The sequence below is a fragment of the Janthinobacterium sp. BJB446 genome (genome assembly GCF_002735655.1).
Classification (GTDB): Bacteria; Pseudomonadota; Gammaproteobacteria; order Burkholderiales; family Burkholderiaceae_D; genus Janthinobacterium; species Janthinobacterium lividum.
Map to the genome: position 1 here is coordinate 27,908 of NZ_PDZK01000010.1, position 26,001 is coordinate 53,908.

13 protein-coding genes are annotated in these 26,001 nt (G+C 63.1%); 7 read left to right on the forward strand and 6 right to left on the reverse strand.

Annotated elements, in window-relative coordinates; translation table 11 throughout:
* Positions 1–39 precede the first annotated feature (39 nt).
* Positions 40–261, forward strand: a complete 222-nt coding sequence (locus CSQ92_RS28130) for a hypothetical protein (protein WP_070278878.1) — start codon at positions 40–42, stop codon at positions 259–261.
* On the opposite strand, the gene CSQ92_RS28135 is transcribed toward CSQ92_RS28130, so the two are convergent.
* Both CSQ92_RS28135 and CSQ92_RS28140 read right to left on the reverse strand, forming a co-directional pair.
* A complete protein-coding gene (locus tag CSQ92_RS28135) occupies positions 247–8,874 on the reverse strand; it encodes a GH36-type glycosyl hydrolase domain-containing protein (RefSeq protein WP_099396042.1) in 8,628 nt (2,875 codons plus the stop codon). The two genes, CSQ92_RS28130 and CSQ92_RS28135, sit on opposite strands and share 15 nt — an antisense overlap.
* A 404-nt stretch (positions 8,875–9,278) precedes the next feature.
* Positions 9,279–11,318 (reverse strand): aminotransferase class V-fold PLP-dependent enzyme, encoded by a 2,040-nt coding sequence (locus CSQ92_RS28140; RefSeq protein ID WP_099396033.1) that lies wholly within the window; start codon positions 11,316–11,318, stop codon positions 9,279–9,281.
* A gap of 154 nt (positions 11,319–11,472) precedes the next feature.
* On the opposite strand from CSQ92_RS28140, the gene CSQ92_RS28145 reads away from it, so the two are divergent.
* Both CSQ92_RS28145 and CSQ92_RS28150 read left to right on the forward strand, forming a co-directional pair.
* Positions 11,473–11,970: an Lrp/AsnC family transcriptional regulator gene (locus CSQ92_RS28145; RefSeq protein WP_099396034.1), complete on the forward strand. Its 498-nt coding sequence runs from the start codon at positions 11,473–11,475 to the stop codon at positions 11,968–11,970.
* A 169-nt stretch (positions 11,971–12,139) separates the two neighbouring features.
* Positions 12,140–14,107 carry a methyl-accepting chemotaxis protein gene (locus CSQ92_RS28150; RefSeq protein ID WP_099396035.1) on the forward strand — a complete coding sequence of 656 codons (1,968 nt, stop codon included), beginning with the start codon at positions 12,140–12,142 and terminating at the stop codon, positions 14,105–14,107.
* A 5-nt stretch (positions 14,108–14,112) separates the two neighbouring features.
* Here the strand turns inward: CSQ92_RS28150 and CSQ92_RS28155 are convergent, their stop codons facing one another.
* A complete protein-coding gene (locus tag CSQ92_RS28155) occupies positions 14,113–14,625 on the reverse strand; it encodes a thioredoxin family protein (RefSeq protein ID WP_034783258.1) in 513 nt (170 codons plus the stop codon).
* A 149-nt stretch (positions 14,626–14,774) separates the two neighbouring features.
* Here CSQ92_RS28155 and CSQ92_RS28160 point away from each other — a divergent pair, with 149 nt between their 5' ends.
* From CSQ92_RS28160 to CSQ92_RS28175, 4 genes are all read left to right on the forward strand, one after another.
* A complete protein-coding gene (locus tag CSQ92_RS28160; protein ID WP_218964101.1) occupies positions 14,775–15,071 on the forward strand; it encodes a DUF3349 domain-containing protein in 297 nt (98 codons plus the stop codon).
* 80 nt (positions 15,072–15,151) lie between these two features.
* Positions 15,152–16,318: an HPP family protein gene (locus CSQ92_RS28165; RefSeq protein ID WP_034783256.1), complete on the forward strand. Its 1,167-nt coding sequence runs from the start codon at positions 15,152–15,154 to the stop codon at positions 16,316–16,318.
* The gene (locus CSQ92_RS28170; RefSeq protein WP_099396036.1) at positions 16,315–17,412 is read left to right on the forward strand and encodes a M48 family metallopeptidase; all 1,098 of its coding nucleotides are present in this window, start codon (positions 16,315–16,317) and stop codon (positions 17,410–17,412) included. Before CSQ92_RS28165 ends, CSQ92_RS28170 begins: the two co-directional genes overlap by 4 nt.
* A gap of 137 nt (positions 17,413–17,549) precedes the next feature.
* Positions 17,550–19,361 carry a DUF885 domain-containing protein gene (locus CSQ92_RS28175; RefSeq protein WP_099396037.1) on the forward strand — a complete coding sequence of 604 codons (1,812 nt, stop codon included), beginning with the start codon at positions 17,550–17,552 and terminating at the stop codon, positions 19,359–19,361.
* A 71-nt stretch (positions 19,362–19,432) separates the two neighbouring features.
* Here the strand turns inward: CSQ92_RS28175 and CSQ92_RS28180 are convergent, their stop codons facing one another.
* From CSQ92_RS28180 to rpoC, 3 genes are all read right to left on the reverse strand, one after another.
* Positions 19,433–20,272 carry an HDOD domain-containing protein gene (locus CSQ92_RS28180; protein WP_070259968.1) on the reverse strand — a complete coding sequence of 280 codons (840 nt, stop codon included), beginning with the start codon at positions 20,270–20,272 and terminating at the stop codon, positions 19,433–19,435.
* A gap of 76 nt (positions 20,273–20,348) precedes the next feature.
* Positions 20,349–20,981: a transcriptional regulator gene (locus CSQ92_RS28185; RefSeq protein ID WP_034783251.1), complete on the reverse strand. Its 633-nt coding sequence runs from the start codon at positions 20,979–20,981 to the stop codon at positions 20,349–20,351.
* Between the two features lie 665 nt (positions 20,982–21,646).
* Positions 21,647–25,888: a DNA-directed RNA polymerase subunit beta' gene (gene rpoC, locus CSQ92_RS28190; RefSeq protein ID WP_034753138.1), complete on the reverse strand. Its 4,242-nt coding sequence runs from the start codon at positions 25,886–25,888 to the stop codon at positions 21,647–21,649.
* Positions 25,889–26,001: the final 113 nt, after the last annotated feature.

The window sequence follows — 26,001 nt, forward strand, 5'->3', positions numbered from 1 at the left end:
GCCCATCCCGAGCGGGCAGCGCGCCTTCTTGAGGAATGTATGCAGTTAAACAGAAAAGTGGCGGCGCTGTGCCTGGCCGCTTGCGCCAGCCAGCCTATCGCCGCCCTGGCGATACCCTTGAACTACCACCGCCAGACAGCAGCGCAGTCCGCGCCCGAAGTACGCACGCGCGACCTGCTGCTGTTCGGCGCCGGCTTGATCCTGCTGGCTGGCCGGCGCCGGCCCGAACACGACACCTGGACAATACTAGAGCAGCAGTAGCACCGCATACTCGCGGCCCTCGTCGCGCAAGGCAATGCTGTTGCCGCCCTGCGCGACGCCATCGAGCGACAATCCCGCAGGCCGCCCCTGCGCCTGCTCCACCGTGATGGCATAACTGCTGGCACCGAAGCGGTAATGCAGCTTGAAGCTGTCCCATTCGGCCGGCATGGTGGGCGCCATGCGCAGCACGTTCGCTTCACGCGTCAAGCCCAGCAGGGATTCGACGATCAGCCGGTACAGCCAGCCCGACGATCCCGTGTACCAGCTCCAGCCGCCGCGTCCCACGTGCGGCGCGACGGCATACACATCGGCCGTCACCACATACGGTTCCACCTTGTAGCGCGCCACCGCCTGTGCGTCCATGCCATGGCGCACGGGATTGATCATGCGCAGCAATTCCCACGCCTTTTCGCCGTCACCCAGGCGCGCAAACGCCATCGCCGTCCAGATGGCCGCATGCGTGTACTGGCCGCCGTTCTCGCGTACGCCCGGCACATAGCCGCGGATATAGCCGGGATTGAGGTCGGCTTTGTCGAACGGCGGATCGAGCAGCTGGATCACGCCGGAATCACGGCGCACCAGGCGCGCATCGACCTGGCGCATGGCGCCGGCGACCCGCTCCTTGTTGGCCGCGCCCGACAGCACGCCCCAGCTTTGCGAAATCGAATCGATCTGGCACTCCTCGTTCGTGTGCGAACCCAATGGCGTGCCGTCGTCGAAATACGCGCGCCGGTACCACTCGCCATCCCACGCATGTTCCTCGACGCTGGCCGCCAGTTTCACGGCTTCGTCGCGGCAGAACTGGGCAAACGCAGCATCGCCGCGCAGCACGGCCACCTCGGCAAAGCGCTGCAGCACTTCGTACAGGAAGAAGGCCAGCCACACGCTCTCGCCCTTGCCATGTTCACCCACCTTGTCCATGCCGTCGTTCCAGTCGCAGGAACCGATCAACGGCAAGCCGTGCACGCCCAGGCGCAAGCCATGGCGGATGGCGCGCACGCAGTGCTCGTACAGGTCGGCCGACTCGCCCGAACGCACGGGCAAGTCGTAATACGAATCCTCTTCCGGCTTGACGGCGCGGCCCTCGATGAAGGGCGCCACTTCCGACAGCACGTTGACGTCGCCCGTAGCGATCACATAGCGGCAGGCGGCCAGCGGCAGCCACAGGTAATCGTCGGAGCAATGCGTGCGCACGCCGCGGTCCGATGGCGGATGCCACCAGTGCTGCACGTCGCCTTCGACAAACTGGTGCGCCGCACACAGCAGCAAGTGATTGCGCAGCAGCTGCGGCGCCGTGTGGATCATCGCCATCGCATCTTGCAGCTGGTCGCGGAAACCATAGGCGCCGCCCGACTGGTAGTAGCCGCTGCGCGCCCACAGGCGGCAGGCGATGGTCTGGTACATCAGCCAGCCATTGGCGATCACGTCCAGCGATGGATCGGGCGTTTCGATGCGCACGGCGCCCAGAGTGCCTTCCCAGTGCGCGCGCACCGCGTCGAGCGCACTGCGGGCCGCATCCTTGCCCGCATGGCGCTGCACCATGGTGCTGGCGTCGGCATTGCGGCGCCCGCCCACGCCGAGCAGGAAGACGATTTCACGTTCCTGCCCCGGCTGCAATTCAAACGGTACCTGGATGGCCGCGCACGGATCCAGTCCCGTGCCCGCCTTGCCGGACAGGCGCACGCGGCGCAAGGCGGCCGGCTGCGCCAGGCTGCCATTGCGGCCGATGAATTCATTGCGGTCGCAAGTGATGGAGCGGATGCTGGCATCCGTATTGAAGAAGCCGACCCGGCCCGAAAACTCCGTATTGTAGTTATTGCGCGCAAACAGGGCGCCGCTGATCGTGTCGACCTCCGTGGCCACATGCATGCCGGACTTGGCGCGCAGGTCGGCCATCACCCATTCCACATAGCCCGTGACGGACAGGCGGCGCGGCACGCCGCTGTCGTTGCGCACCTTGATGACCGAATATTTGACGGCCGCATCGAGCGCCACATAGGTGCACAGTTCCGTGGCGATACCGCCCTCGCTGTGTTCAAACACGCTGTAGCCGAAGCCGTGGCGCGTGACGTAGTCGCCGCTGCCTCGCGCGGGCAGGGACGAGGGTGACCAGAACTGGCCCGTTTGCTCATCGCGCACATAGAACGCTTCGCCGGACAGGTCGGACACGGGGTCGTTCTGCCATGGCGTGAGGCGGAATTCATGCGCATTCTCGCTCCACGTATACGCCTGGCCGGCTTCGGACACCACCGTGCCGAATTGCGCATTGGCCAGCACGTTCGACCACGGCGCCGGCGTCTGCTTGCCCTCTCCCGTGGTAATCACGTATTCGCGGCCATCGGGCGTGAAGCCGCCGAGGCCATTTTCCAGGATCAGCTCGCGCGCCTGCGCCCGGTGCGGCACGCCGCCATGTTCGCGGGCCGGGTCCTGCAGCAGCGGCGGCATGCGCAGCACGGGGCTCGGCGGACGCTTGACCTGCTCGGCCAGAGTGCCGCGCAGATCGCTGATGATGGCGCGTGCCACCGATTGCAGCAAGATGCGGTCCTCGTTCGCGATCTGCTCGGCCAGGCGCACGAAGATGCCGCCCGGGCGGTCGATCGCCTGCGCGTCGATGCCCGAGGCGATCAAGCCCATGATCTGGTCGTGCAGCAGCTGGCGGTAGCCCGACTGCTCTTCATACCAGATCACCAGGTCGACGATCAGGCCTTTCAGGCGCCAGTAGGCATGCGCCTGCACCATCTGGCGCGCCAGTTCGATATTGGCCGCGTCGCGTATCTGCAGCAGCACGATGGGCAAGTCGCCGGAAATGGCATACGCCCACAGGCCCGACTGGCCACGCTGGTTCTTGATCAGGATGCTGGCCTCGGCGCGCAGGGCCGCATTCGGATAGATCACGGCATTGGCCAGGCGCGCATACAGCTGCGCGTCCGCTTCGCTGGCATTCAACTGGCGCAGCACCACCTGGCTGTGCGTCCAGGCCAGTTCGAACACGCGGTCGGCCAGGTGGCGGTCCTGGTATTTGTCGATCAGGTGCAGTGCCGCGTCGCGCTGCTCCACCATGCCGGTGACGCTGTCGACGGTGACGGCCTGGTCGGGTTCGAGCGTGATGACATAGCGGATGGCCACGATGGGATCGAGCACGGAGCCGTGGCCGCCACTGAGCGGGCCACTTTCCTGCAGCGCCTGCGGCAGCTGCACCGTATTGCCGCGGCCGATGAAACGCGCGCGGTCCGTCTCGAACGATACTTCGTAGCGCTCGATATCGTGCACCGTCATCACATGCAGCAGCCACGGCATCTGCTCTTCCTTGGAGCGGGGCCGGCGCGTACATAAAATCGCTTTTTCATGCGCGAGGATTTCCGTCTGTACGAATAGCTTGCTGAACGCGGGATGGGCCGCATCGGCCGCCGCCGGCGCCATCACCACTTCGGCAAAACTGGTGATCTCGATGCGCCGCTGGCGGTTCGAATTATTGCTGATGCGCGTGCGGCGGATTTCGATGTCGTCCTCGGGCGAGACGACGATTTCCGTGTACAGGTCGAGGCCATGGTCGGCACGGCGGAACTCCGCCCGCCCCTCGGAAAAGATCACTTCATATTTCTTCGGTTCGGCCAAGGTGGGCTGGTACATGGTGGACCAGACGGCACCGTCGTCGAGGTCGCGCAGGTAGCAGAAATTGCCCCAGTTATCGCGCGTGCTGTCTTCGCGCCAGCGCGTCACGGACAGGTCTTTCCAGCGGCTGTAGCTGCCGCCCGCATTACTCACCATGACGTGGTAGCGGCCATTCGACAGCAGCTGCGTTTCCGGCACGGCGCTGTTGGCTTGCGTGAGGATGCGCATCGGCATGGCTTGCTCGGGCGCGCCGCTGCGCAGCACCGCCAGTTCGGCCGTGTTCGAGTAGAACGCGCCGGCCTGCGGCGTGCGTTCCTGCAGCACCAGCAAGGCCGATTGCAGCAGCGGATCGGACTCGAAACGGCGCTGCATCGGACGGTCGTGCAGCAGGTAGCTGAGGGCCAGAAAGCCCATGCCCTGGTGGTGCACCATGAAGGAGCGGATGATGGCGCTGCCCTGCCCGCGCGGCAGGCGCGCCGTCGTGAAATCGATGGCTTCAAAGAAGCCGTAACGGCCCATGTAGCCGGCCGCCTGCATGCGCTGCAGGTTCTGGCAAGACGCTTCCGGCTGGACCATCAGGCCCATCATGCTGGCATATGGCGCCACCACCAGATCGTCGGCCAGGCCCCGTTTCAAACCCAGTCCCGGCACGCCGAAGGCGCGGTATTGATAGTTCAAACTGGCGTCGACCGTGTTGTAGCCGGATTCGGAAATCCCCCATGGCACGTCGCGCTGGCGGCCATAGTCGATCTGCGCCTCGATGACGGAGTGGTAGGTCTGGTCAAGCAGGGTATTCGGGTAGTTCGGCATCACCAGCAGCGGCATCAGGTACTCGAACATCGAGCCGCTCCACGACAGCAGCACGGGCTGGCCGGCCACCATGCACAGCTGGCGGCCCAGGGCGAACCAGTGCTCCTGCGGCAGCTGGCCCTGGGCGATGGCGATGAAGCTGGCCAGGCGCACTTCGGAAGCCAATAAATCGTAGTAGCTGGGGTCCAGGCGCCGCTCGCTGACGTTGTAGCCGATGGCCAGCAGTTTGGTCGATGGGTTGTACAGGAACGCGTACTCGATCTGCGCGAAGTCGCGCGCCTGGCCCGCCGCGTGGGCGATATCGCGCATGTGGCGGCCCGCCTGTTCGCGGCCCTGCGCCAGCAAGGCGGCCAGCTCCGAAGGCGTGCCTTCCGGCGTTTCCAGGTTGGCCAGTTCGCGCAGGGTCGGCACGCGCAGCCACGCCGGATCGACGCCCGCCTGCGCCGCCCATGGCGCCAGCTGCAGCAACTCGGCCAGCGCCGCGCGGCACTGGCGCGCCAGCGCACCGCTCCACATGGACAGCTCGCCATCCTCGCTTTGCAAGGTCAGCGACAGCAGCGCGTCGGCAGCGCCATTCGCGGCGGCGAGATAGGCATGCCATTCGGCCAGGCTGGCGGGCGCGGCCTGCGCCTGCAGCAGGCTCATGCTCTCGCGCATGGCCTTGCTCTCGCCTTCGGCGGCGATGAATTCCTGCAGCACCTGCGCCGTCGTGCGGATGCCCTGCACCACCTGCGCGCCGATGATCGGGGCGTCGTACAGTTCCACCAGTCCCGGCTGCAAGGTCAGCAGATGGCCGGCCAGGTTGCCGCTGTCGACCGTCGAGATGTACATCGGCTGCAGCGCCTTCAGGGTCTGCGTGTCGTACCAGTTATAGAAGTGGCCCTGGAAACGTTCCAGCTCACCCATGCTGTGCAGGGTGGCGCGGCTGCGCTCGATCAACTGGCCCAGGGTGAGGTAGCCGAAATCGTAGGCCGTCAAATTGGCCAGCAGCGCCAGGCCGATATTCGTCGGCGAGGTGCGGTGCGCCACCACCAGGTTCGGATGCTCCTGCATGTTATCGGGCGGCAGCCAGTGGTCGTCCGGCCCGACAAAGGTATCGAAATAGGCCCAGGTCTTGCGCGCCACGCCATGCAGGAAGCGTCCCTGTTCGGCCGACAGGCGCGCCACGGCACGCTCGATGGGGCGGCTGATCCACCAGGCGATGGCGGGTGCGGCCAGCCACAGCAGCAGCACCACGGCGGCGGCGGGCAAGGCCTCGGGACGCCAGTAGAGCAAGGCGCCGAAGGCGGCCAGCGCCAGCGCGGGCGAGCACCACATGGCGCGCCAGCTGTCGGCCTGCGAACCCGACGATACATGCAGATTCGACGCGCGCCAGTCGAGCAAGTGCTTGTGCGACACGCCCAGGCGCCACAGGGTGCGCACGATGGCGTCCAGGCTGATCCACGCTTCATACGGCAGGAAGACGAGGGTCAGCATGGCGTGCGAAAACTGCACGCCGCAGCGCCGCTCGAAGGCGGCCAGGTGCTGGCGCCAAAGGGTGTCGCGCGGTTTGCGCAGCAAATCGTACAGGGCTGAAAAGACGGGCGGCAGGAAGATGATGGCCAGCACGGCCGCGCTCCAGAATGCCACCTGCGGCAGGAAGCCCCACGCCAGCAGCAGCGACAAGGTGGTGGCCGGCGCCACGACGCTGCGGCGCAGGTTGTCGAACAGCTTCCAGCGCGACAGCATCGACAAAGGATTGCGTTCGCGCTTGCCGGCGCGGCCCGGCACCCGGCCCAGCAGCCAGCCGATCAGCTGCCAGTCGCCGCGGATCCAGCGCTGGCGGCGACTCACGTCGGCGTCGTAGCGGGCCGGATATTCCTCGTACAGCTGCGAGTCGCTCAGCAAGCCGGCGCGCAGGTAGCAGCCTTCCAGCAAATCGTGGCTGAGGATTTTATTGTCGGGCAGGCGCTGGCCCAGCACGCGCTCGAACATGTCGAGGTCATAGATGCCTTTGCCGATGAAAGAGCCTTCATAGAACACGTCCTGGTACAGGTCGGAGACGGTGCGCGTGTAGGGGTCGATGCCCGGCTCGCCGCCGCACAGCAGTTCATAGCGCGAGGCGTTGGCGCTGGGCAGCGCCACGGCCACGCGCGGCTGCAAGATGCCGTAGCCGGCCACCACGCGCGTGCCGGCCGCGTCCAGCACGGGACGGTTCAGCGGGTGCATCATGGTGGCGATGAATTCGCGCGCCGCGTCGCGCGGCAGCTGCGTATCCGTGTCGAGCGTGATCACGTATTTGATCGTGCGCAGGCCGCGCAACTCGCCTTCCACCAGCGAGAATTTGTCGCGCGCGCCGCCCCGCAAAAATGCGTGCAGGTCGGACAATTTACCGCGCTTGCGCTCCTGCCCCATCCACGCATTCTGCTGCGAATTCCACAGGCGCGGACGGTGCAGCAGCAGGAACGGCCCCACCTGGCCCAGCTGTTCCGGGTCGGCCGGGTCGCCGTTTTCCTTGGTCGCCACGCCCTCCACGCGGTATTTCTCGTTCAAGCCACGGATGGTCTCCTGCGCCTGGCGCAGCAAGGCTTCGTCGCCCGGCATGGTTTGCGCTTCCGCGTCGACGAAGTCGGTCAGCAGGCAAAAGCGCAAATTCGGATCGCGGTTGGCGAGATAACGCACTTCCAGCGCCTCGCACAGGGCCGCCACGTTTTCCTGGCTGTAGATCAGGGTCGGCACGACGACCATGCCGCGCGCATCCGATGGAATGCCGGCCTGGTAATCCATGCGCGGCAGCGGATGCGGCGACGTCATCAGGGTCGCCAGCCAGTTCACCACGGCCACGGCCAGCTGGCTGCTGCCCAGCAGCGCCAGCGCGCCCAGCGCCGCCAGGGGCCAGCCCTGCACGCCATGGCGCACGGCGCGCTCGAGCAGCAAGGCGCTCGTCGCCAGGGTCAGGAACGAAATCGCGCCCAGGTAGACGGCCAGCGGCGCGGCGCGCGCCGTATGCTGCAGCGCCTCGATGAAAGGCAGCCTGGCACCGGCCTGCTTTTCCAGCACCAGCACGCCGCGCCCCACCAGGTAAAAGCCGATGTGGCCGCGGCGCGCGTCATTGCCGTTGCCGTGCGTGTGCGCCAGTTGCACCACCATCTCGGCCACCTCCACTTCGCTGCGCGCGCTGCGCTTGGCGATGCGTTCAATTGCATGGCGGTAGCTGTCGCGCGTGGCGAAATCCATCAAGCCATATGTGCCGGCCGGGTCCAGGCGCAGGGTCTGCTCGACGACGCTCATGGTTTCCACGAATTCCTGCCAATCCATGGTGCCGAGAAAACGCAGGCTGCCGATGCTGTTGGCGATCGACACCTGGTCGGCCGCCTGCTGCCCGATCTCGGACTGGATCTGCTGCTCGATGGTGAGGCCCGACTCGGCCAGCTTGTGCGTCAGCCACGATAGCGCCAGGGTCAGCGAGGAACTCTGTCCCTGCAGGCGGCGCGACAATTCGGCCACGAAGGCGCTGGTCATCGGCGGATTCGAACGTGCCATGTCTGCCACCAGCAGTATCAAGCCGCTGGGATTGCGCTCGGCGATCTCCGTCATCTGGTCGGCCCAGGTATTGGCCAGGTCGCGCTGCATGCGGTCATCGGCCACGCGTACGGCGACGCGGCGCAGGTTTTCGATCAGGGCCAGGCGCAGCATGATGGGCACGGCCCACAGCTCGCCCAGGGTCAAGGTGGCCACGTCCTGGTAAGCCTCGACGAAGTGGCACAGGTTTTCCAGGTCGACGCGGCCATCGCCATGCGAGATGATTTCCAGCGCGATCTTGTACACGCGCGGACAGCCAGCATCCGCCCCAGAGGTCAGCCGTGGCAGCTCCTTGCTGTAGTTCTTCGGCAAATGCCGCCGCGTGGTGCGGATCTGCTCTTCGATCAGGTAAAAATTATCGAGCAGCCATTCCGAGGCGGGCGTGACCTGGCGCCCGCTTTTCACCGTGGCCGTCAGCTCGTTGACGGTAGCCGTGATCAGGGCCGCATTGTCGGCCAGGCGCGCCAGCAGGCGGTCGCGGCCATGATGCCGACCTACCGCATGGCCGGCGGCCACGTGCTTGCCGTGGGCGGCCATCTGGATGGCGCTGAATAATTCGGAACGCAGGGGCAAGGCGTCGTCGCGCGCGGCGTCGAAGGTGTCCGGTGCGAGGGAATGGTCGCGGAAGATTTCCCTGACTTTGGAAATCTGTTCCTTGATCTGCTGCGTGACAACTGCTGTGTACTCTTTCAACTTGGCCTCGCTAGGTGCGCGCAGGCAGCCAGCGGCCGCCGTCACGCTGGCCCAGTCTGAAGAACACGATCGGACACTGGCGAAGACGGAAAGCGAAGCGCCGGAGCGTTGCGACGAATCTCAGGGTATAGGGAGATTTTCTGAACTTCATCGTAGGGGCGCCCTGTGCGCAAGACCGTGCGCTAGCGTACATACCCGGCGCTTTAGGGGCGTGCCGGCAAAGAAATCAGCGAGTAAAACGGGAGAAAAATTCCTGGAGGAAATGAACAGAGGGAAATGAGTAGCAGCACCGTGCCAATGATGGCACGGTGCAATATTTCACGAAAGAAAGTTCAAGCCGCTCAGGCAGCGATGGCCAGCGGGTGGCGCGTCGCCTCCGCCATCGCCATGCCGCCGTTGAGTTGCCATGCCGCGCCGTGACCGAGGCGGCGCAGGCAGGCGGCGGCGCGCGCGCTGCGGTTGCCGCTGCGGCAGAAAAAGACCAGCGGGCGCTGCGGCTGCTGCAGCCACGCGGCTACCTGGCCCGCCAGGCGGCTCAGCGGCACACTGCGCACGGCGCAGCCCTCGAATACCGTGCCGGCGCAAGCCGCGTGTTCATACGCTTCGCGCACATCGACAAGGATGGCGTCGGGATGCTGGCGCAGGAAGGCGGGCAAGGCGGCCGCATCGAGCTGCAGTTCGGCGGCAGGCACGATACCTTCCTGCACGCTGCGTACGGTGCCGCAAATGCTGCCGTCGTCGCCTGACGCGCACAGCACGGTGCCTTGCGTCAGCAGCGCCGCATCCAGCAGGGGCGCCAGCGCCTCGGGCGCCAGGTTGCCGATGAAGGCGAAGCGCTGATCGAGCAGGTACACATGGTTTTCACCACACTCGACGCGGCGCAGGCGCTGCTGGCCCAGTGCCAGCTCACCGTCGATATCGATGCGGCCCACCTGTTCGATGGCAAGTTCCTGCAGCAATGCCAGGCGCGCCACGCCATGGTCGGCTGGCGGCGCCGTGTGCACGATGGCGCACAAGGCCAGCTGCTGGCAGCGGATGAAGGCGGCCAGGCGCGGCACGAGCGCGGCGACCGGATCGATGACGACACAACTGGCGCTGGCAGCGTTGCTGATCAGCCAGGTGCACTGGCCATCCACGCTCAGCTGGATTATGCCGTCCTGCGCGCCGTCCTGCGGCGATGGCGCCAGCGCCGACGGCAGCAGACAGCTGCTGCGCAGGGCCTCGCCGCAACGCTCGATGCGCGCGCAGGCAGCGGCTATCGTCGCCGCGTCGATCAGGGGGCCGAACGACAGGCGGATGGCCGAGCTGGCGCGCCATTGCGGCACGTGCATCGCTTCGAGGACATAGCTGGGGAGCGCCTTGGCGGCGGAGCAGGCGCTGCCCGAACTGACGCGCACGCGCGCCGCGTCGAACAGGTCCAGCAGCTCCTTTGAGGACAGGCCCGGCACGGAAAAATTGAGCGTCGTCGACAAGGACAAGTCGAACGGCATATTGAAAACGATGCCGGGAAACGCCCGTTCCAGGCTGGCCACCAGCTGCTCGCGGAAAGCGGCCAGGTCGGCGTGGCTGCGGAAGGTCTTGCCATCGTCGAGCGCGGCCAGCACGGCGCCCAGCGCGGCGATGCCGGCCATGTTTTCCGTGCCAGAGCGCAGGCCCGCTTCCTGGCCGCCGCCCATCATCAGGGGCGTAAACGGCGCGCCGGCGCGCACGTACAGCATGCCGATGCCCTTGGGCGCATACAGCTTGTGGCCGGAAAACGGCGCGTAATCGATGCGCGTGGCGGCCAGGTTCAGTTTCAGCTTGCCCAGCGCCTGCACGCAATCGACCATCCAGTAGGCGTCGGCGCCCCGTTCCTGCAGCAACTGGGCGATGGCGGACAAATCGCTGACGACGCCCGTTTCATTATTCGCCGCCATCGTGCACAGCATGGCGGCGTCGCCGATCAGCGCGCCCAGGGCCTGCAGATCGTGGCGCCCTTGCGCATCGACAGGCAGCTTGCGCACTTCCAGGTTCAGGCCCAATAAGCGGTTCCAGTGCGCCAGGCTTTCCGGCACGGCCTTGTGCTCGGTCGCGCCATACAGCAGCAGGCTGCCGATGCGCTTGCCCGCATCGCGCCGTTCGCGCAGCGCGCACAGGGCGGACAGCACGGCCGTCTGGATACCTTCGGTGGCGCCGCTATTGAACATCAACCGGCCGTCGCCCACGCCCAGCAAGCCGCTGGCGCGCCGGCGCACGCCATCCATCATGGCCTTGGCCTGCAATCCCGTGGCATGAGTGCTGCTGGGATTGCCATAGCCCTGCTCCATCGCTTGCCGGGCGGCGGCAACGGCGGCGGGCAGCACGCAGGTGGTGGCATTGCTGTCGAGGTAGATTTCTTTCATGATGGCAGTCTGGGGATTCTATAAATAAAGGGGCAGCACCTGCGGCTGGAACGTATGAACAGTCTACCGGCACCCGCCCGTGAAGATATGCCAAAAGACACTGCAACTACGGTACTATGCAGCATGTTCATGCCATAAAAACCGGAATAATAAAATGAATTCACCAAACACCTCGCTCGACAAATTCGACTGCGCCATCCTCGCAGCCCTGCAGCAGGACGGCACCCTGTCGATCGCCGCCCTCAGCGAGAAGATCGGTCTGTCCAGCACGCCATGCTGGAAACGGGTCAAGCGCCTGGAGGAAGAGGGTTATATCGAGAGCCGCGTGGCCATCATCAACCGGCAAAAAGTGGGGTTGCCCGTGACCGTCTTCGTCAGCGTGCGCACGGGCCAGCACGATGAGAAATGGCTGCGCCGCTTTGCCGCCGCCGTCATCGTCTTGCCGGAAGTACAGGAATTCCACCGCATGAGCGGCGACATCGACTACCTGCTGAAAGTCGTCACCACCGACATCAAGGGCTACGATACCTTCTATAAAAAGCTCATCAAGGCCGTGCAGCTGACGGGCGTGTCCTCCGCCTTTTCCATGGAACAGATCAAATGCAGCACGGAATTGCCGCTGGAATTGATCGCCCACGGCTTGCCTGCCTGAAGCGTTTTCCATCCACGCCGGGCGGACGTGGAAAATCACGTTGCTGCAATGCAACATAAATGAACGAAAAGCAGCAATGGTGCGGCGGGACGCACAGCGCGGCCGGTATACTGTCCGCTTGTCTGCCCGCTTTTCTGCACCTTGTGCAGGCCACCATCCAAGGTCTTCCATGTCTCTGCTCCGCCGCCTCTCCATCCAGAAAAAACTCCTGTTCAGCATGGGCTTGTGCCTGCTGCTCTTCATGGCGATCTCGTCCTTCCTCAGCGTGCGCATGAGCAGCGGCTACGTGCGCGAACGCGTCGTCAGCCAGGAATTGCCGGCGCAATTGGGCGAGATCCGCAACGACGTGCTGCGCCAGATCAGCCAGCCGCTGTCCGTGGTGCAGACCATGGCCAACGATGTCTACCTGCAAGACTGGGAAGACGCTGGCTTGCCCGACAGCGGCATCGCCACCTTCCAGCGCTACGCCAGCGTGGTCAAGGAAAAGAACAAGGCGGCCTCGATCAACTGGGCTTCCGCCAGCACGGGCAAATACTTCACCACGGACGGCTTGCTGCGCACCCTGGACAAGAACCAGGCGGCCGACCAGTGGTTTTATGGCTTGCTGGCCGGCGACAAGGCCTATACGCTCGACATCGACAAGGCGGAAAACTCCAGCGACCTGATGTTGTACCTGAATGCGCGTGGCCAAACGGCGGGCGGCAAGCAGATCGCAGCCGGCCTGGGCCTGTCCATCAATGCGCTGGTCGACACCATCCGCAGCTACAAGATCGGCCAGACGGGGCATGTCTACCTGTCGCGCGCCAACGGCGTGCTGCTGGTGCACCGCGACACGGCCCTGGCCGACGGCAAGCATCTACTCAAGGATTTGCCGGGCTTTAGCGATACCCTGAGCCAGAGCCTGTTGACGGGCAAAAAATACGCGTACGCCATCTATGACGCGCCCGCGGGACGCCAGTTCGTCGCCGCTTCCTTCGTGCCGGAATTGAATCTGTATGTGATGGCTGAAGTACCGGAAGCGGAAGTACTGGGCAATGTGACGCGATCGGCCCTGATCGCCGCCCTGATCGCCGGCCTGGTCGGTGGCGGCATCGCCCTGCTCATCATTTATGTCATCAGCCGCGCCATCGCCGCCCCCGTCGCGCGGGCGGCCGACATGCTCAGCGAGATCGCCAGCGGGAATGGCGACCTGAGCCGCCGCATGCCTGTCGAATCGGAAGACGAGGTCGGTGCGCTGGCCGCCGCCTTCAACCGCTTCGTCGCATCGCTGAACGTGACGATACGCGAAGTTCGCGACAGTACCGGGGCCATTACCAGCGCATCGAGCCAGATTGCGTCTGGCAACCTGGACCTGTCGGCGCGTACGGAAGCCCAGGCGTCGAGCTTGGAAGAAACAGCGGCAGCCATGGAAGAGCTGACGTCGACGGTGAAACAGAACGCGGACAATGCGCGCCAGGCCAATCAGCTGGTGGTGTCGGCGTCGAGCCACGCCGTCAAGGGCGGCGAAGTGGTCGGGCAAGTCGTGCAGACGATGGGCGCGATTACGGAAAGTTCGCGCAAGATCGCCGACATTATCGGCGTGATCGACGGCATTGCCTTTCAAACCAATATCCTGGCGCTGAATGCGGCGGTCGAGGCGGCCCGCGCGGGCGAACAGGGCCGCGGCTTTGCCGTGGTGGCGACCGAGGTGCGCAACCTGGCGCAGAGGTCAAGCCAGGCGGCGAAGGAAATCAAGGACTTGATCGTCGACTCGGGCAGCAAGGTGGAAGCGGGCAGCAAGCTGGTCGACTCGGCCGGCGCCACCATGCAGGACATCGTCGTCTCCGTCCAGAGAGTCGCCGACCTGATGGGCGAAATCGCCTCGGCCAGCCAGGAGCAAAGCCAGGGCATCGCGCAAGTCAATGCCACGGTCACGCAGATGGATGACGCCACCCAGCAAAACGCGGCCCTGGTGGAAGAAGCGGCGGCAGCAGCCCAATCCCTGCAGGATCAGGCTGGGCGGCTGGCGCAGGTGGTCAGCGTCTTCAAGCTGGAAGAAAGCGGGCATGTGGCACCGCAGCCGCCGGCGCACAAGCCCATGCTGCCCACGCCGTCCCGCCCGACAGTGCCGGCCAGCGATGCGCGGGAAGAGTTTTAAGGAAATTACAGGGCAGGTGACTTCACGCTCGCCGCTTGCTTGAAGAAATCATAAATGCCGCTTTCGCTCATGCGGCGGGCATTTGCCAGTTCGCCACCCTTGGTGGCGTACAGCACCTGGTTGTTGTCGCTCGATACGAGCACGGCAGCGGGGATGCCTTTCTTGAGCGGATTGCCATAGGCTTGCGCCACATCGAGGTTATGGTCGAAGTTACCCACGTCGACCTTGACGACCTTGAACTGCTGTTGCATCAACTCAGCGTTCTTGCCTTCCTTCAAGGCCCTGTCGAGCGCGCGGCAATCCTCGCACCAGTTCGCGCCAAAGATCAGCAAGACAGGCACGTGCGCCGTCTTGGCCTCGGCCAGCGCGCGCGCCACGTCGGCCTTGGCGTCGGCCGCCGCGTTGTACGGCAAATGCGGCGTGGCGACAGGGTTGCCCGGTGTGGGGGCGGCGGCAACGGCGGTGCCGGCAAGCAGCAGGCTGGCAAGGAAAAGGGAAACGAAACGGGAAACGCGCATGCGGGGCTCCTGAGAGAAATCGTAAGGCCAGCTGAACAACTGCCAGCGGGCGTGATTGTCTAGAATATGCCTGCTTGTAGGAAATATCCACCATTTAATTGCACTGTGCTTATGCGGAAAACGTATAAGCACCGCCAAGGAGAAGCCGCTTGAGCACGCCAGATACCCTGCCCCCGATTTTGTCCGGCGCCGCGCGCATGCTGCGCAGCGCCTATTCCGGCGGCATGCCAGACACGGCGTATTTCGCCGTGCTGGCCCTGCTGTATGAGCACTTTTCCGACCGCAACCTGGCCGAGCTGATGGCCGCCGTCACGCACAAGGATGCTGAGACGGTCCTCAATGACATCTATGCCTGCGCCAGCAGCCAGCCGGAGCCGTCCAGCGTCGAGGCCGCCAAGAACTTGCTGGCACAGCATGGCTTGCAGGCCGTCTGCGCCGAGGATTAGTGCCCGCAGGCAGCGAAATGGAACGCATGGGATAATATGGGGCTCACACTGAGCAACGCGGCCCGAACGCGCCCTCCCCCATGACGACTTCTTTCCTGGCACGCTGGCTGCCGCAACCGAACAACGGCAGCCGCCGCGAACAATTACGCGCCTGCGCGGGCGCCATCTGCGGCTTGCTGCTGACGGGCCTGATCTGCCATTTCCTGCTGGCCCCCGACAGCGCCAGCGTCTACCTGATCGCACCCATGGGCGCCTCGGCCGTCCTGCTGTTCTGCCTGCCGGCCAGCCCGCTGGCGCAACCGTGGTCCGTGGTGGGTGGCAATGTCGTCTCCGGCCTGGTCGGCATGGCCTGCGTGAAATGGCTGGGCCCCAGCGTGGGCGTGGCGGCGCTGGCCGCCTGCCTGGCCATCGGCGCCATGTTTGCCCTGCGCTGTTTGCATCCGCCGGGCGGCGCCGTGGCACTGACCACGGTGGTTGGCGGCGCCAGCGTGCATGCGGCCGGCTTCGAATTCGTCTTCATCACCGTGCTGTTCAATTCCGCCGTGCTGGTCGCTTGCGCCGTGCTGTACAACAACCTGACGGGGCGCCGCTATCCGCACATCCAGCAACTGGTCGCGCCGCATCCGCACGACACCAAGGATGAGGTACCCAGCAACCGCCTGGGCTTTTCGCCGGACGACCTCGATGCCGTGCTGCGCCAGCACAGCGAAGTGCTCGACATCAGCCGCGACGACTTGCAGGCCATCTTCCTGCAAACGGAAATGCGCGCCTACCAGCGCCGCTTCGGCGTCGTCACCTGCGCCGACATCATGTCGAAAGACGTGCTCAGCGTGGAATTCGGCACGCCGCTCGATGTTGCCTGGCGCACCATGCGCGAGCATCAGGTGGGCGCCCTGCCCGTGCTGAACCGGGCGCGCCGCGTCATCGGCATCATCACTCAGACGGATTTCCTGCGCCACGGCGGCCTCGACGATTATCAAGGCATGCGCCAGCGCCTGCGCGGCCTGCTGCAGCGCAGCGGCTTGTCCCACAGCGACAAACCGGAAGTGGTGGGCCAGCTGATGACGCCGTCGCCGCACACGGCCCGCCTGGGCACGCCCATCATCGACCTCGTGCCCCTGATGGCCGATGCCGGCTACCATCACATTCCCATCCTCGACGATGAAGAGCGCCTGGCCGGCATCATCAGCCAGTCCGACCTGATGGCAGCCCTGTACGAAAGCCGCTTTGCCGAGGCGGTGGCATGACGCCATTCCAGGCACTGCTGGCCGGCCCCGATGGCGGCTCCGCCGGCACGGCCGTCAGCGCGCACTTCTTCGGCAGCCAGCTGGCCATCGATGCACCCGGCTCCACTGTCGATGTGACGCAGCTGGTCGTCAGCGTGGGCGGTGTCGACGGACCGGAACTGTTCCTGAACTGGCTCGACGGCCAAGGCCGGCAAGCCTCGCTCAAGCCGCTGACAGCGGACGACATCGCCACCGTCTTGCGCGAAGCGCCGGCCGCGCTGCAGCCGCAACTGCAGCGTTTGTGGGGCGAGCGCCAGCGCAACCGACGGCAAGTATCGGGCTGGCTCGCCGGCTTGACGGGCGCGACCATCATCGCCGCCGCCCTGCTGTGGTGGCAGGGCGGCCATGCCGTTGGCGCGCTGGCAGGGCTGATTCCCCTGTCGACGGAAAAGCAACTGGGCGAACTGGCCCTGGCACAAGTGCGCGCGCAGGGCGGCATCAGCGAAAGCGGCGTGGCGCAGCAGACGGTGCAGGAGATCGGCCGCAAGCTGACGGCCGGTTCGCGCTACCAGTACCGCTGGCTGGTCAAGCAGGACGACACGGTCAACGCGTTTGCCATGCCGGGCGGCATCATCGTCGTGCATACGGGCTTGCTGCGCCAGGCAGCCGACCCGGGCGAACTGGCCGGCGTGCTGGCGCATGAAGTGCAGCATGTGGAGCAACGCCATTCGCTGCGGCAAATGATCAGCAGCCTGGGCTGGGGCGCCCTGGTGGGCGTGACCATCGGCGACATCAGCGCCGTGGCCGCCATGCTGGCGCACCAGGCCGGCACCCTGTATTTCAGCCGCGACATGGAAGAAGAGGCGGACCGCCTGGGTTTGCTTGCCTTGCAGCGCGCACAGATCCGTCCCGACGGCATGCTGCGCTTTTTCCAGAAGCTCGACGACAAGGACAAGGCCAGCGTGCCGGGATGGATTTCCTCTCACCCGCAGACGGCGGCGCGCGCGCAGCAGATCCGCAGCCTGATCGCCGCCACGCCCTGCCCCGCCTGCGTCCCCTTGAACAGCCAGCACTGGCAGGCGATGAAAGCCGTGGTCGCGCCAGCGGACAAATAGCAACATTCCTCCCCAATAATTTGTCCAAACGCACTGGGCAATCGCGTATGCTTACGCCCCGGCTGTTCCATCGCGACCGGCCACCCCGACCTCGCTACGCCTCCGTTCATTCCCCTTCCTTACAAAGGACATCGCGCATGAAGCATCGTATTGCCGCCGGCACCCTCGGCACCCTGGCCATCTCCCTGTTGCTCGCCCATGCGCCCATGGCGCAAGCGGCCCAGCCCGCTACCAAAACCGTCGCCGTCAGCGCGCCGCAAGCCAAGCAGCGATTGCAGGTCGTGGCCGATCAGTACTACGATGCGCTGGCCCGTTTCGAGCCGATCAATGCCACCGAGAGCGGCGACAACCGTTTTGACGACCAGCTCGGTTCAGCCATCGTGCCCGCCGCGCGCGCGAAACAGTTCGCGCTGTACCGCCAGTACCAGAAGACCCTGCGCAGCATTGCCCGCGCACAGCTGTCGCACCAGGACCAGATCAACTACGATATTCTCGACTATGAACTGGCCACGGCACTGAGCTTCGAGCGCTTCCCCGAATACCTGCTGCCCTTGAACCAGATGGACAGCATGCCCGTCACCCTGGCCAACTATGCGGGCGGCGAGGCATCGCAGCCTTTGACCACGGTCAAGGAGTATGACGCTTACCTGAGCCGTATTGGCCAGTTGCCGGGCTGGATAGACCAAGCCATCGCCAACATGAAAGTCGGCATGCAAAAGGGCATCGTGCTGCCGAAGGCGCTGACGGAATCGGCCTTGCCGCAATTTAAAAAGCTCGTCAGCGCCACGCCGCAGGACAGCGTCTATTACACGCCGATCAAGAACTTGCCGGCCAGCTTTTCCGACACGGACAAGGCGCGCCTGACACAAACCTACACCGTCATCATCGGGGCCAAACTGATGCCCGCGCTGCAGCGCCTGGCCACCTTCATGGAACGCGATTACCTGCCGGCCGGCCGCGCGAGCAGCGGCTGGAGCGCCCTGCCCGATGGCGCAGCCTGGTACCAGGCGCGCGTGGCCAGCAGCACCACCACGGATTTGAAGCCGGAGCAGATCCACGCCATCGGCTTGAAGGAAGTGGCGCGCATCCAGGAACAATATGCGATCGTTGGCCCGAAGATGGGCTACAACGGCCCGGCTGCCGGCTTGCCCGTGTGGGTCTCGGAACAGGCAAAATACCGCCCGTTCAAGACGGAACAGGAAGTGCTCGACGTCTACCGCAAGCTGAACGTGCTGCTCGACAGCAAATTGCCCGCCCTGTTCACCCTGGTGCCGAAGGCGCCGCTGGACTTGCGCCTGGAGCCTGAACTGAGCCGCGACACGGCCGCCGACCACTACACGGCGCCGGCCGCCGACGGTTCGCGCCCCGGCGTGTTCTGGTCCGTCGTCACCGATCCGAAACTGTATGGCGACACGGGCATGACCACCCTGTTCCTGCACGAAGGCAAGCCTGGCCACCATTTCCACCTGGCGCTGGTACAAGAGATGGACTTGCCGAACTTCCGCCGTTTTGGCGGCAACAATGCCTTCACGGAAGGCTGGGCCCTGTATGCGGAAACCCTGGGCAAGGAAATGGGCCTGTTCGAGGATCCGGCCCAGTATTTCGGCCATTTGAACGACGAGATGCTGCGCGCCGTGCGCCTGGTGGTGGACACGGGCTTGCACACCAAGGGCTGGACGCGCGAACAGACGATCAAGTACATGCGCGATACCCTCGGCTATGACGCCGTGGCGAAAAGCGAGACGGAGCGCTACATGGCGTGGCCTGGCCAGGCCCTGGGCTACAAGATCGGTTCGCTGAAGATCGTCGAACTGCGCCAGCGCGCGCAGCAAGCGCTGGGAGACAAGTTCAGCCTGCCGAAGTTCCACGAAGTGGTACTCGGCGACGGCACCCTGCCCTTGAAACTGCTGGAAGCCAAGGTCGACCGGTGGATCGCGCAACAGAAGTAAGCGACCGCACCTGAAAGCAAAACGGCAACCCTTGACGGGGTTGCCGTTTTTTTTCGCCTGAGCGTTTGATATTACACCAGCAGCGCGGCACTCATCGAGCGCACTTCCTCGGCCGATTCGGCCAGGATGCTTTGCAGGGTCTCGTTGTCGATAATGAAATCGATGACGGAATCGGATGGGGTGAGCATTTCCACGTACGTCACCTGCAAGGGCGACGGCACGGGCGACAGTTGCTTGGCCAACAACAAGGTATCGAGCAGGGAATCGGGCGGGATCGATAGCAAGCCATCGCGCAAGCCTTCGATGGCCTCGCTCACGGCCGCCGGGATCAGCAGCTTCTTCATGACTTCGCGGGAAATGATCTCTTCGGCGGACTCCATCCAGTGATCCGCATCGTCATCGAGCAGCCCGGGGAATTCATCGGCACGCGACAGCAGGTAAAAACCGCCCACCTCATGCACGATGCCGGCGAACAGCGCCGTGTCGGCATCGACGTGCGTCACGCGGCGCGCAAGCACGTGCGCCAGCGCCGCCACGTGGGCCGTGTGCTCCCACAGCTGTGTCGCCTTCTGGCGCAGGATGGGGTCGATGATCTTGCTGCCGAACTGGCGCACCACCATGGCCGCCACCAGCGCGTACAGATTGCGGTAGCCCATGCGCATGACGGCGGCGCGCACGCTGGTCACGGGCGCCGCATCGCCGCGGCTGTACACGGCCGAGTTGGCCAACGCGACCGTGCGCGCCGCCAGCAAGGGCTCGGCCAGTACCAGTTTGATGGCATGGTCGATATGGCAATCCGGTTCAGCCAGGGCCAATTGCAATTGCAGTGCGGAATTAACACTTGTGGGAAATGTTAATTCACCGCGCACCGCCTGGGAAACAATTAAACCGAAAGCCTGTAGTTTATTCATCATACGATCAATCCGCCTCAGATATTTTCCTGGCCAACAATGTCATGCATTAAAAATTGAATGCCAGGCCCGGCCTTTAAAATACAGATGGCATGTCATTCGTCTGCATTGAGGAATCTGGCAAAGCCAGCGCTTGCAATAGCGATTCATCGCCGATGACAAACAACTTCGGCTGCTGTAATACCTGCAGCAGAAATGGCTGGCCTTCACGCAGGCGTCGGCGATAATCGGCCAGCGTATATAAGTTGGGATTGATTTTACGCCTTAAGGTTCGCTCGGCCGGGGCCAATCCCGTCAACAGATCGCCATAATTGGCTTCTTCGCCCACCAGCAGCAAATCGATGGCACTGCCAGGCATGTCCTGTCCCTTCGCCGTTGCGCCAGACACGAAGGCCAGGTGCAGCTGGGCACGCAAGGGCGCCAGCGTCATGCTGAGCACGCCGACGATGCCGAAGGTCTTCTGCACCAGTCCGCTCAACTCCGGATACACGAGACTTTCCTTGTTGGGCCAAAAGCGCCGCACATTACCGATCCGCTCCGACGTGATCAGCCCGGACTCATGCAGCCGGCGCAGTTCCCGCTGCGCCGACGCACTGCCCAATCCCGTCAAGCGCATGATCTCGTTCAAGTGAAAGCCTTCATTCACGCGGACAAAGAGCAGTCCCAACAATTTCTGCTGGGCGGGAGTAAACAGGGCTTGGGCAATCATGTGCCAAATCTTAGCATGAATAAACTGGAAACTGGCGCGGCAGGGCTAATCGCAGGCGGTGGCGCAACAGTGCGCCGCCACGCCGTCTCCGGCCGGCCGCGCCGGCAGAAAAGCGGACGGCACCAGGCAAGCTTGTGAGCGCTCACTACTATGACGGCTTCCAACCGCAACTTTCCGCGCCTCGCCTCGCCACGCAGCGGCAACCGCGGCAACTCGATAAAACGCCGGGCAATGCCACCCGATAAACCGCCAGGATCAATGCCTGTATTTGCCATGTCCGTGCAACAGATTATTGAATGCTCCGTTCTTCAATAATGCCATTCAATAGCCCGCCTTAATAAAACAGGAAACCCGTTCCATTCAATTGATTAACACTTGCATGATTCAAATTGGCCAGCTTTTCATTGAATGCCCGATACCGGACAAATCGGCGCAGGAAGGAAACACGGGCATAAAAAAACGGCACCAGGAATTTCTCCCAGGTACCGTGATTATTAATTGCCGAGGTAGCCGATTCCCCTTTAGCAGCGTGGCAACTGACGCTCTTCACTTTCCCACGCTGCTAGCTCTTTGCGTATTCGGTGCAATTTACCGGTGCAAATTACGGCAGCGCGCATAAAAAAACGGCACCCGAAGGTGCCGTTCTTGTCAGCTAGTAGCGTAGATTACGCTTCGTCGCCGTGGTGTTGCTGGGTTTCGATGTCCTGCAGCGCTTCGGCAGCTTCGCCAGCCATCGAGGCTTTCTCGGCCAGCAGCAGTGCTTGACGCTCTTCCACTTCCCACGCTTCTTTCTCTTTGCGTGCGCGGTGGAAGGCCAGGCCCGTACCGCCAGGAATCAGGCGGCCGACGATGACGTTCTCTTTCAGGCCGCGCAGACCATCGCGCTTGCCCATGATCGCAGCTTCGGTCAGCACGCGGGTGGTTTCCTGGAACGATGCGGCCGAGATGAACGAATCGGTCGACAGCGATGCCTTGGTAATACCCAACAAGACGTTTTCGTAGGTCGCTGGAATCTTGTTCTCAACGGCCATGCGATCGTTCTCGTCCAGCAGTTCCGAACGCTCAACCTGCTCGCCAACGATGTAGTTGGTGTCGCCGGCATTGACGATCTGAACACGGCGCAGCATCTGACGCACGATCACTTCGATGTGCTTGTCATTGATCTTCACGCCTTGCAGACGGTACACGTCTTGCACTTCGTCAACGATGTAACGTGCCAGCGCTTCGATACCCAGCAGGCGCAGGATGTCTTGCGGATCGGCTGGGCCGTCCACGATCATCTCGCCCTTGTTCACGACTTGGCCGTCATGCACCAGCACTTGTTTGTCCTTGGTGATCAAGAACTCATGCTTGTTGCCGTCCATGTCCGTGATTTCCAGACGCTGCTTGCCCTTGGTTTCTTTACCGAACGCAACCGTACCCGTGACTTCCGCCAGCATACCGGCATCTTTCGGCGAGCGCGCTTCGAACAGTTCCGCAACACGTGGCAGACCACCGGTAATATCGCGCGTTTTTTGCGATTCGGTAGGAATACGTGCCAGCACTTCACCAACCGATACCTGTTGACCGTCCTTGACCATGATCAGCGCGCCGACCTGGAAGCCGATCGCCACCGAGTGTTCGGTGCCGGCGATCTTGACTTCTTCGTTCGCGTCGTTGATCAGCTTGACTTGCGGACGCAACGTTTTCGTCAACGAACCGCGACGTTTCGCATCGATCGCCACCAGGGTGGACAGACCGGTCACTTCGTCGACTTGACGGGCTACGGTGACGCCTTCTTCGACGTTCTCGAAACGCACTTGACCGGCGTATTCGGTAATGATCGGACGGGTCAGCGGATCCCACGTTGCCAGGGCCGTACCGGCCTTGATGACCATGCCGTCCTTGACGATCAGGGTCGCACCGTACGGTACTTTATGACGCTCACGCTCACGGCCATGGTCGTCGGTGATCAGCACTTCGCCGGAACGGGAAATGACGATTTGCGCGCCCTTGCCGTTCGTCACGTAACGCATGGTTGCCGTGAAGCGGATGGTACCGTTCGACTTGGCTTCCACCGACGATGCCACTGCTGCACGCGATGCCGCACCACCAATGTGGAACGTACGCATGGTCAGCTGGGTACCAGGCTCACCAATCGACTGCGCTGCCACCACACCGACGGCTTCGCCGGCGTTGACCAGCATGCCGCGGCCCAGATCGCGGCCATAGCACTTGGCGCACAGGCCGAAGCGCGTGTCGCAAGTCAGTGGCGTGCGGACCTTGACTTCATCGATGGACAGACGCTCGATCTCTTCGACCATGTCTTCGTCCATCAGCGTGCCGGCTTCGTACAGCGTTTCCTGGGTTTCAGGATTGACGACGTCATGCACCACCACGCGGCCGAGGATACGGTCACGCAACGGTTCGATGACTTCACCACCTTCGACCAGTGCCTTCATGACGGCGCCGTTCATGGTGCCGCAATCGTCCTCGATCACCACCAAGTCTTGCGTCACGTCAACCAGACGACGCGTCAGGTAACCGGAGTTAGCCGTTTTCAGCGCCGTATCGGCCAGACCTTTACGAGCGCCGTGGGTCGAAATGAAGTACTGCAAAACGTTCAGACCTTCGCGGAAGTTCGCGGTAATCGGCGTTTCGATAATCGAGCCATCCGGTTTGGCCATCAGACCACGCATACCGGCCAACTGGCGAATCTGGGCTGCGGAACCGCGCGCGCCGGAGTCGGCCATCATGTAAATGGCGTTGAACGATTCTTGCGTCGACTTGGTGCCGTCGCGGCGGATCACGTCTTCGACTTTGAGCTGGTCCATCATGGCCTTGCCGACTTCATCCGAGGTCTTGCCCCAGATATCGACTACCTTGTTGTAACGCTCGCCGGCGGTCACGAGACCCGAGGCGTATTGCTGTTCGATCTGCTTGACTTCCGACTCGGCCGTCGCGATCAGCGTGACTTTTTGAGGCGGTACCAGCATGTCGTCGACACAGATCGAGATACCGGCGCGTGTCGCCAGGCGGAAACCCGATTGCATCAGTTTGTCTGCGAACACCACGGTGGCGCGCAGGCCGCACTTGCGGAACGACGTGTTGATCAGCTTGGAAATTTCTTTCTTTTTCAGCGCGCGGTTCAGGACGGAGAACGGCAAGCCTTTAGGCAGAATTTCCGACAGGATCGCACGGCCGATCGTCGTTTCGTAACGCGTTACCGTTTTCTCGAATTCGCCCGTTTCGGCGTTTTTCGGGTATTCGGTAATACGCACGGTCACGCGGGTCGTCAGTTCGACTTCCTTGTTGTCGTAGGCGCGGATCACTTCCGATACGTCAGGGAACATCATCCCTTCGTTCTTCGCATTGATCGCTTCGCGGGTCGCGTAGTACAGACCCAACACGATATCCTGGGAAGGAACGATCGATGGTTCGCCGTTCGATGGGAACAGGATGTTGTTCGATGCCAGCATCAAAGTGCGTGCTTCCATCTGCGCTTCGATCGACAGAGGAACGTGGACCGCCATTTGGTCACCGTCAAAGTCGGCGTTGAATGCGGCGCAGACGAGCGGGTGCAACTGGATGGCCTTGCCTTCAATCAGGACTGGCTCGAATGCCTGGATACCCAGGCGGTGCAGCGTAGGTGCGCGGTTCAACATGATCGGATGTTCACGGATCACGTCTTCCAGGATGTCCCACACGACCGGCTCTTGGATCTCGACCAGCTTTTTCGCGGCCTTGATCGTGGTCGCCAGACCCATCAGTTCCAGTTTATTGAAAATGAATGGCTTGAACAGTTCCAGCGCCATCAGTTTCGGCAAGCCGCACTGATGCAGTTTCAATTGCGGGCCCACGACGATGACCGAACGACCGGAGTAATCGACGCGTTTGCCCAGCAAGTTTTGACGGAAACGGCCGCCCTTGCCCTTGATCATCTCTGCCAGCGATTTCAGCGGACGCTTGTTGGCGCCGGTCATCGCTTTGCCGCGACGGCCGTTATCCAGCAGCGAATCGACCGCTTCTTGCAGCATGCGCTTTTCGTTGCGCGTGATGATCTCTGGAGCGCGCAGCTCCATCAGGCGTTTCAGACGGTTGTTACGGTTGATGACGCGGCGATACAGATCGTTCAGATCCGAGGTCGCGAAACGGCCGCCATCCAGCGGTACCAGCGGACGCAGTTCCGGCGGCAGCACTGGCAGCACTTCCATGATCATCCAGTCAGGCTTGATGCCCGAACGTTGGAACGCTTCCAGCACTTTCAGGCGCTTCGCGTATTTCTTGATCTTGGCTTCGGATTTCGATTCCTTCAGTTCCACGCGCAGGGTTTCGGCATCGCGGTGGATGTCGATCGAGCGCAGCAGTTCACGGATACCTTCGGCGCCCATGAAGGCGGTGAAGTCGTCGCCGTACTCTTCGTACTTGGCGGCGTAGTCGTCTTCCGACATGATCTGGCACTTTTTCAGCGGAGTCATGCCTGGATCGGTCACGACGTATGCTTCAAAGTACAGCACGCGTTCGATGTCCCGCAGGGTCATGTCCAGGACCATGCCCAGACGCGACGGCAGCGACTTCAGGAACCAGATGTGGGCGGTCGGCGAGGCCAGCTCGATGTGGCCCATGCGCTCGCGGCGCACCTTGGCCAGCGTGACTTCGACGCCGCACTTTTCGCAGATCACGCCGCGGTGTTTCAGGCGCTTGTACTTGCCGCACAGGCATTCGTAATCCTTGATCGGGCCAAAGATCTTGGCGCAGAACAGGCCGTCGCGCTCAGGCTTGAAGGTACGGTAGTTGATGGTTTCCGGCTTCTTGACTTCGCCGTAGGACCACGAACGGATTTTCTCAGGCGAAGCGAGACCGATCTTGATTGCATCGAAGGTCTCGTTGGTCTGTACTTGCTTGAATAGATCGAGCAGTGCTTTCATGTATCACTCCAGAGGTGATTAAATTTCTATATTCCTGAGACTACATTGCCCGGCGTGGTTTCCCAGCCGGGCTTTGTGTTTCCCAAACCAAATGACGCTTATTGGGTCAATAA

What these genes read in the sequence shown, in the direction of transcription:
- CSQ92_RS28175 (WP_099396037.1), top strand. Translation starts at nt 17,550, where the DNA reads ATGAAGCATCGTATTGCCGCCGGCACCCTCGGCACCCTGGCCATCTCC.
- CSQ92_RS28180 (WP_070259968.1), bottom strand. Translation starts at nt 20,272, where the DNA reads ATGAATAAACTACAGGCTTTCGGTTTAATTGTTTCCCAGGCGGTGCGC.
- CSQ92_RS28145 (WP_099396034.1), top strand. Translation starts at nt 11,473, where the DNA reads ATGAATTCACCAAACACCTCGCTCGACAAATTCGACTGCGCCATCCTC.
- CSQ92_RS28150 (WP_099396035.1), top strand. Translation starts at nt 12,140, where the DNA reads ATGTCTCTGCTCCGCCGCCTCTCCATCCAGAAAAAACTCCTGTTCAGC.
- rpoC (WP_034753138.1), bottom strand. Translation starts at nt 25,888, where the DNA reads ATGAAAGCACTGCTCGATCTATTCAAGCAAGTACAGACCAACGAGACC.
- CSQ92_RS28170 (WP_099396036.1), top strand. Translation starts at nt 16,315, where the DNA reads ATGACGCCATTCCAGGCACTGCTGGCCGGCCCCGATGGCGGCTCCGCC.
- CSQ92_RS28155 (WP_034783258.1), bottom strand. Translation starts at nt 14,625, where the DNA reads ATGCGCGTTTCCCGTTTCGTTTCCCTTTTCCTTGCCAGCCTGCTGCTT.
- CSQ92_RS28140 (WP_099396033.1), bottom strand. Translation starts at nt 11,318, where the DNA reads ATGAAAGAAATCTACCTCGACAGCAATGCCACCACCTGCGTGCTGCCC.
- CSQ92_RS28130 (WP_070278878.1), top strand. Translation starts at nt 40, where the DNA reads ATGCAGTTAAACAGAAAAGTGGCGGCGCTGTGCCTGGCCGCTTGCGCC.
- CSQ92_RS28165 (WP_034783256.1), top strand. Translation starts at nt 15,152, where the DNA reads ATGACGACTTCTTTCCTGGCACGCTGGCTGCCGCAACCGAACAACGGC.
- CSQ92_RS28185 (WP_034783251.1), bottom strand. Translation starts at nt 20,981, where the DNA reads ATGATTGCCCAAGCCCTGTTTACTCCCGCCCAGCAGAAATTGTTGGGA.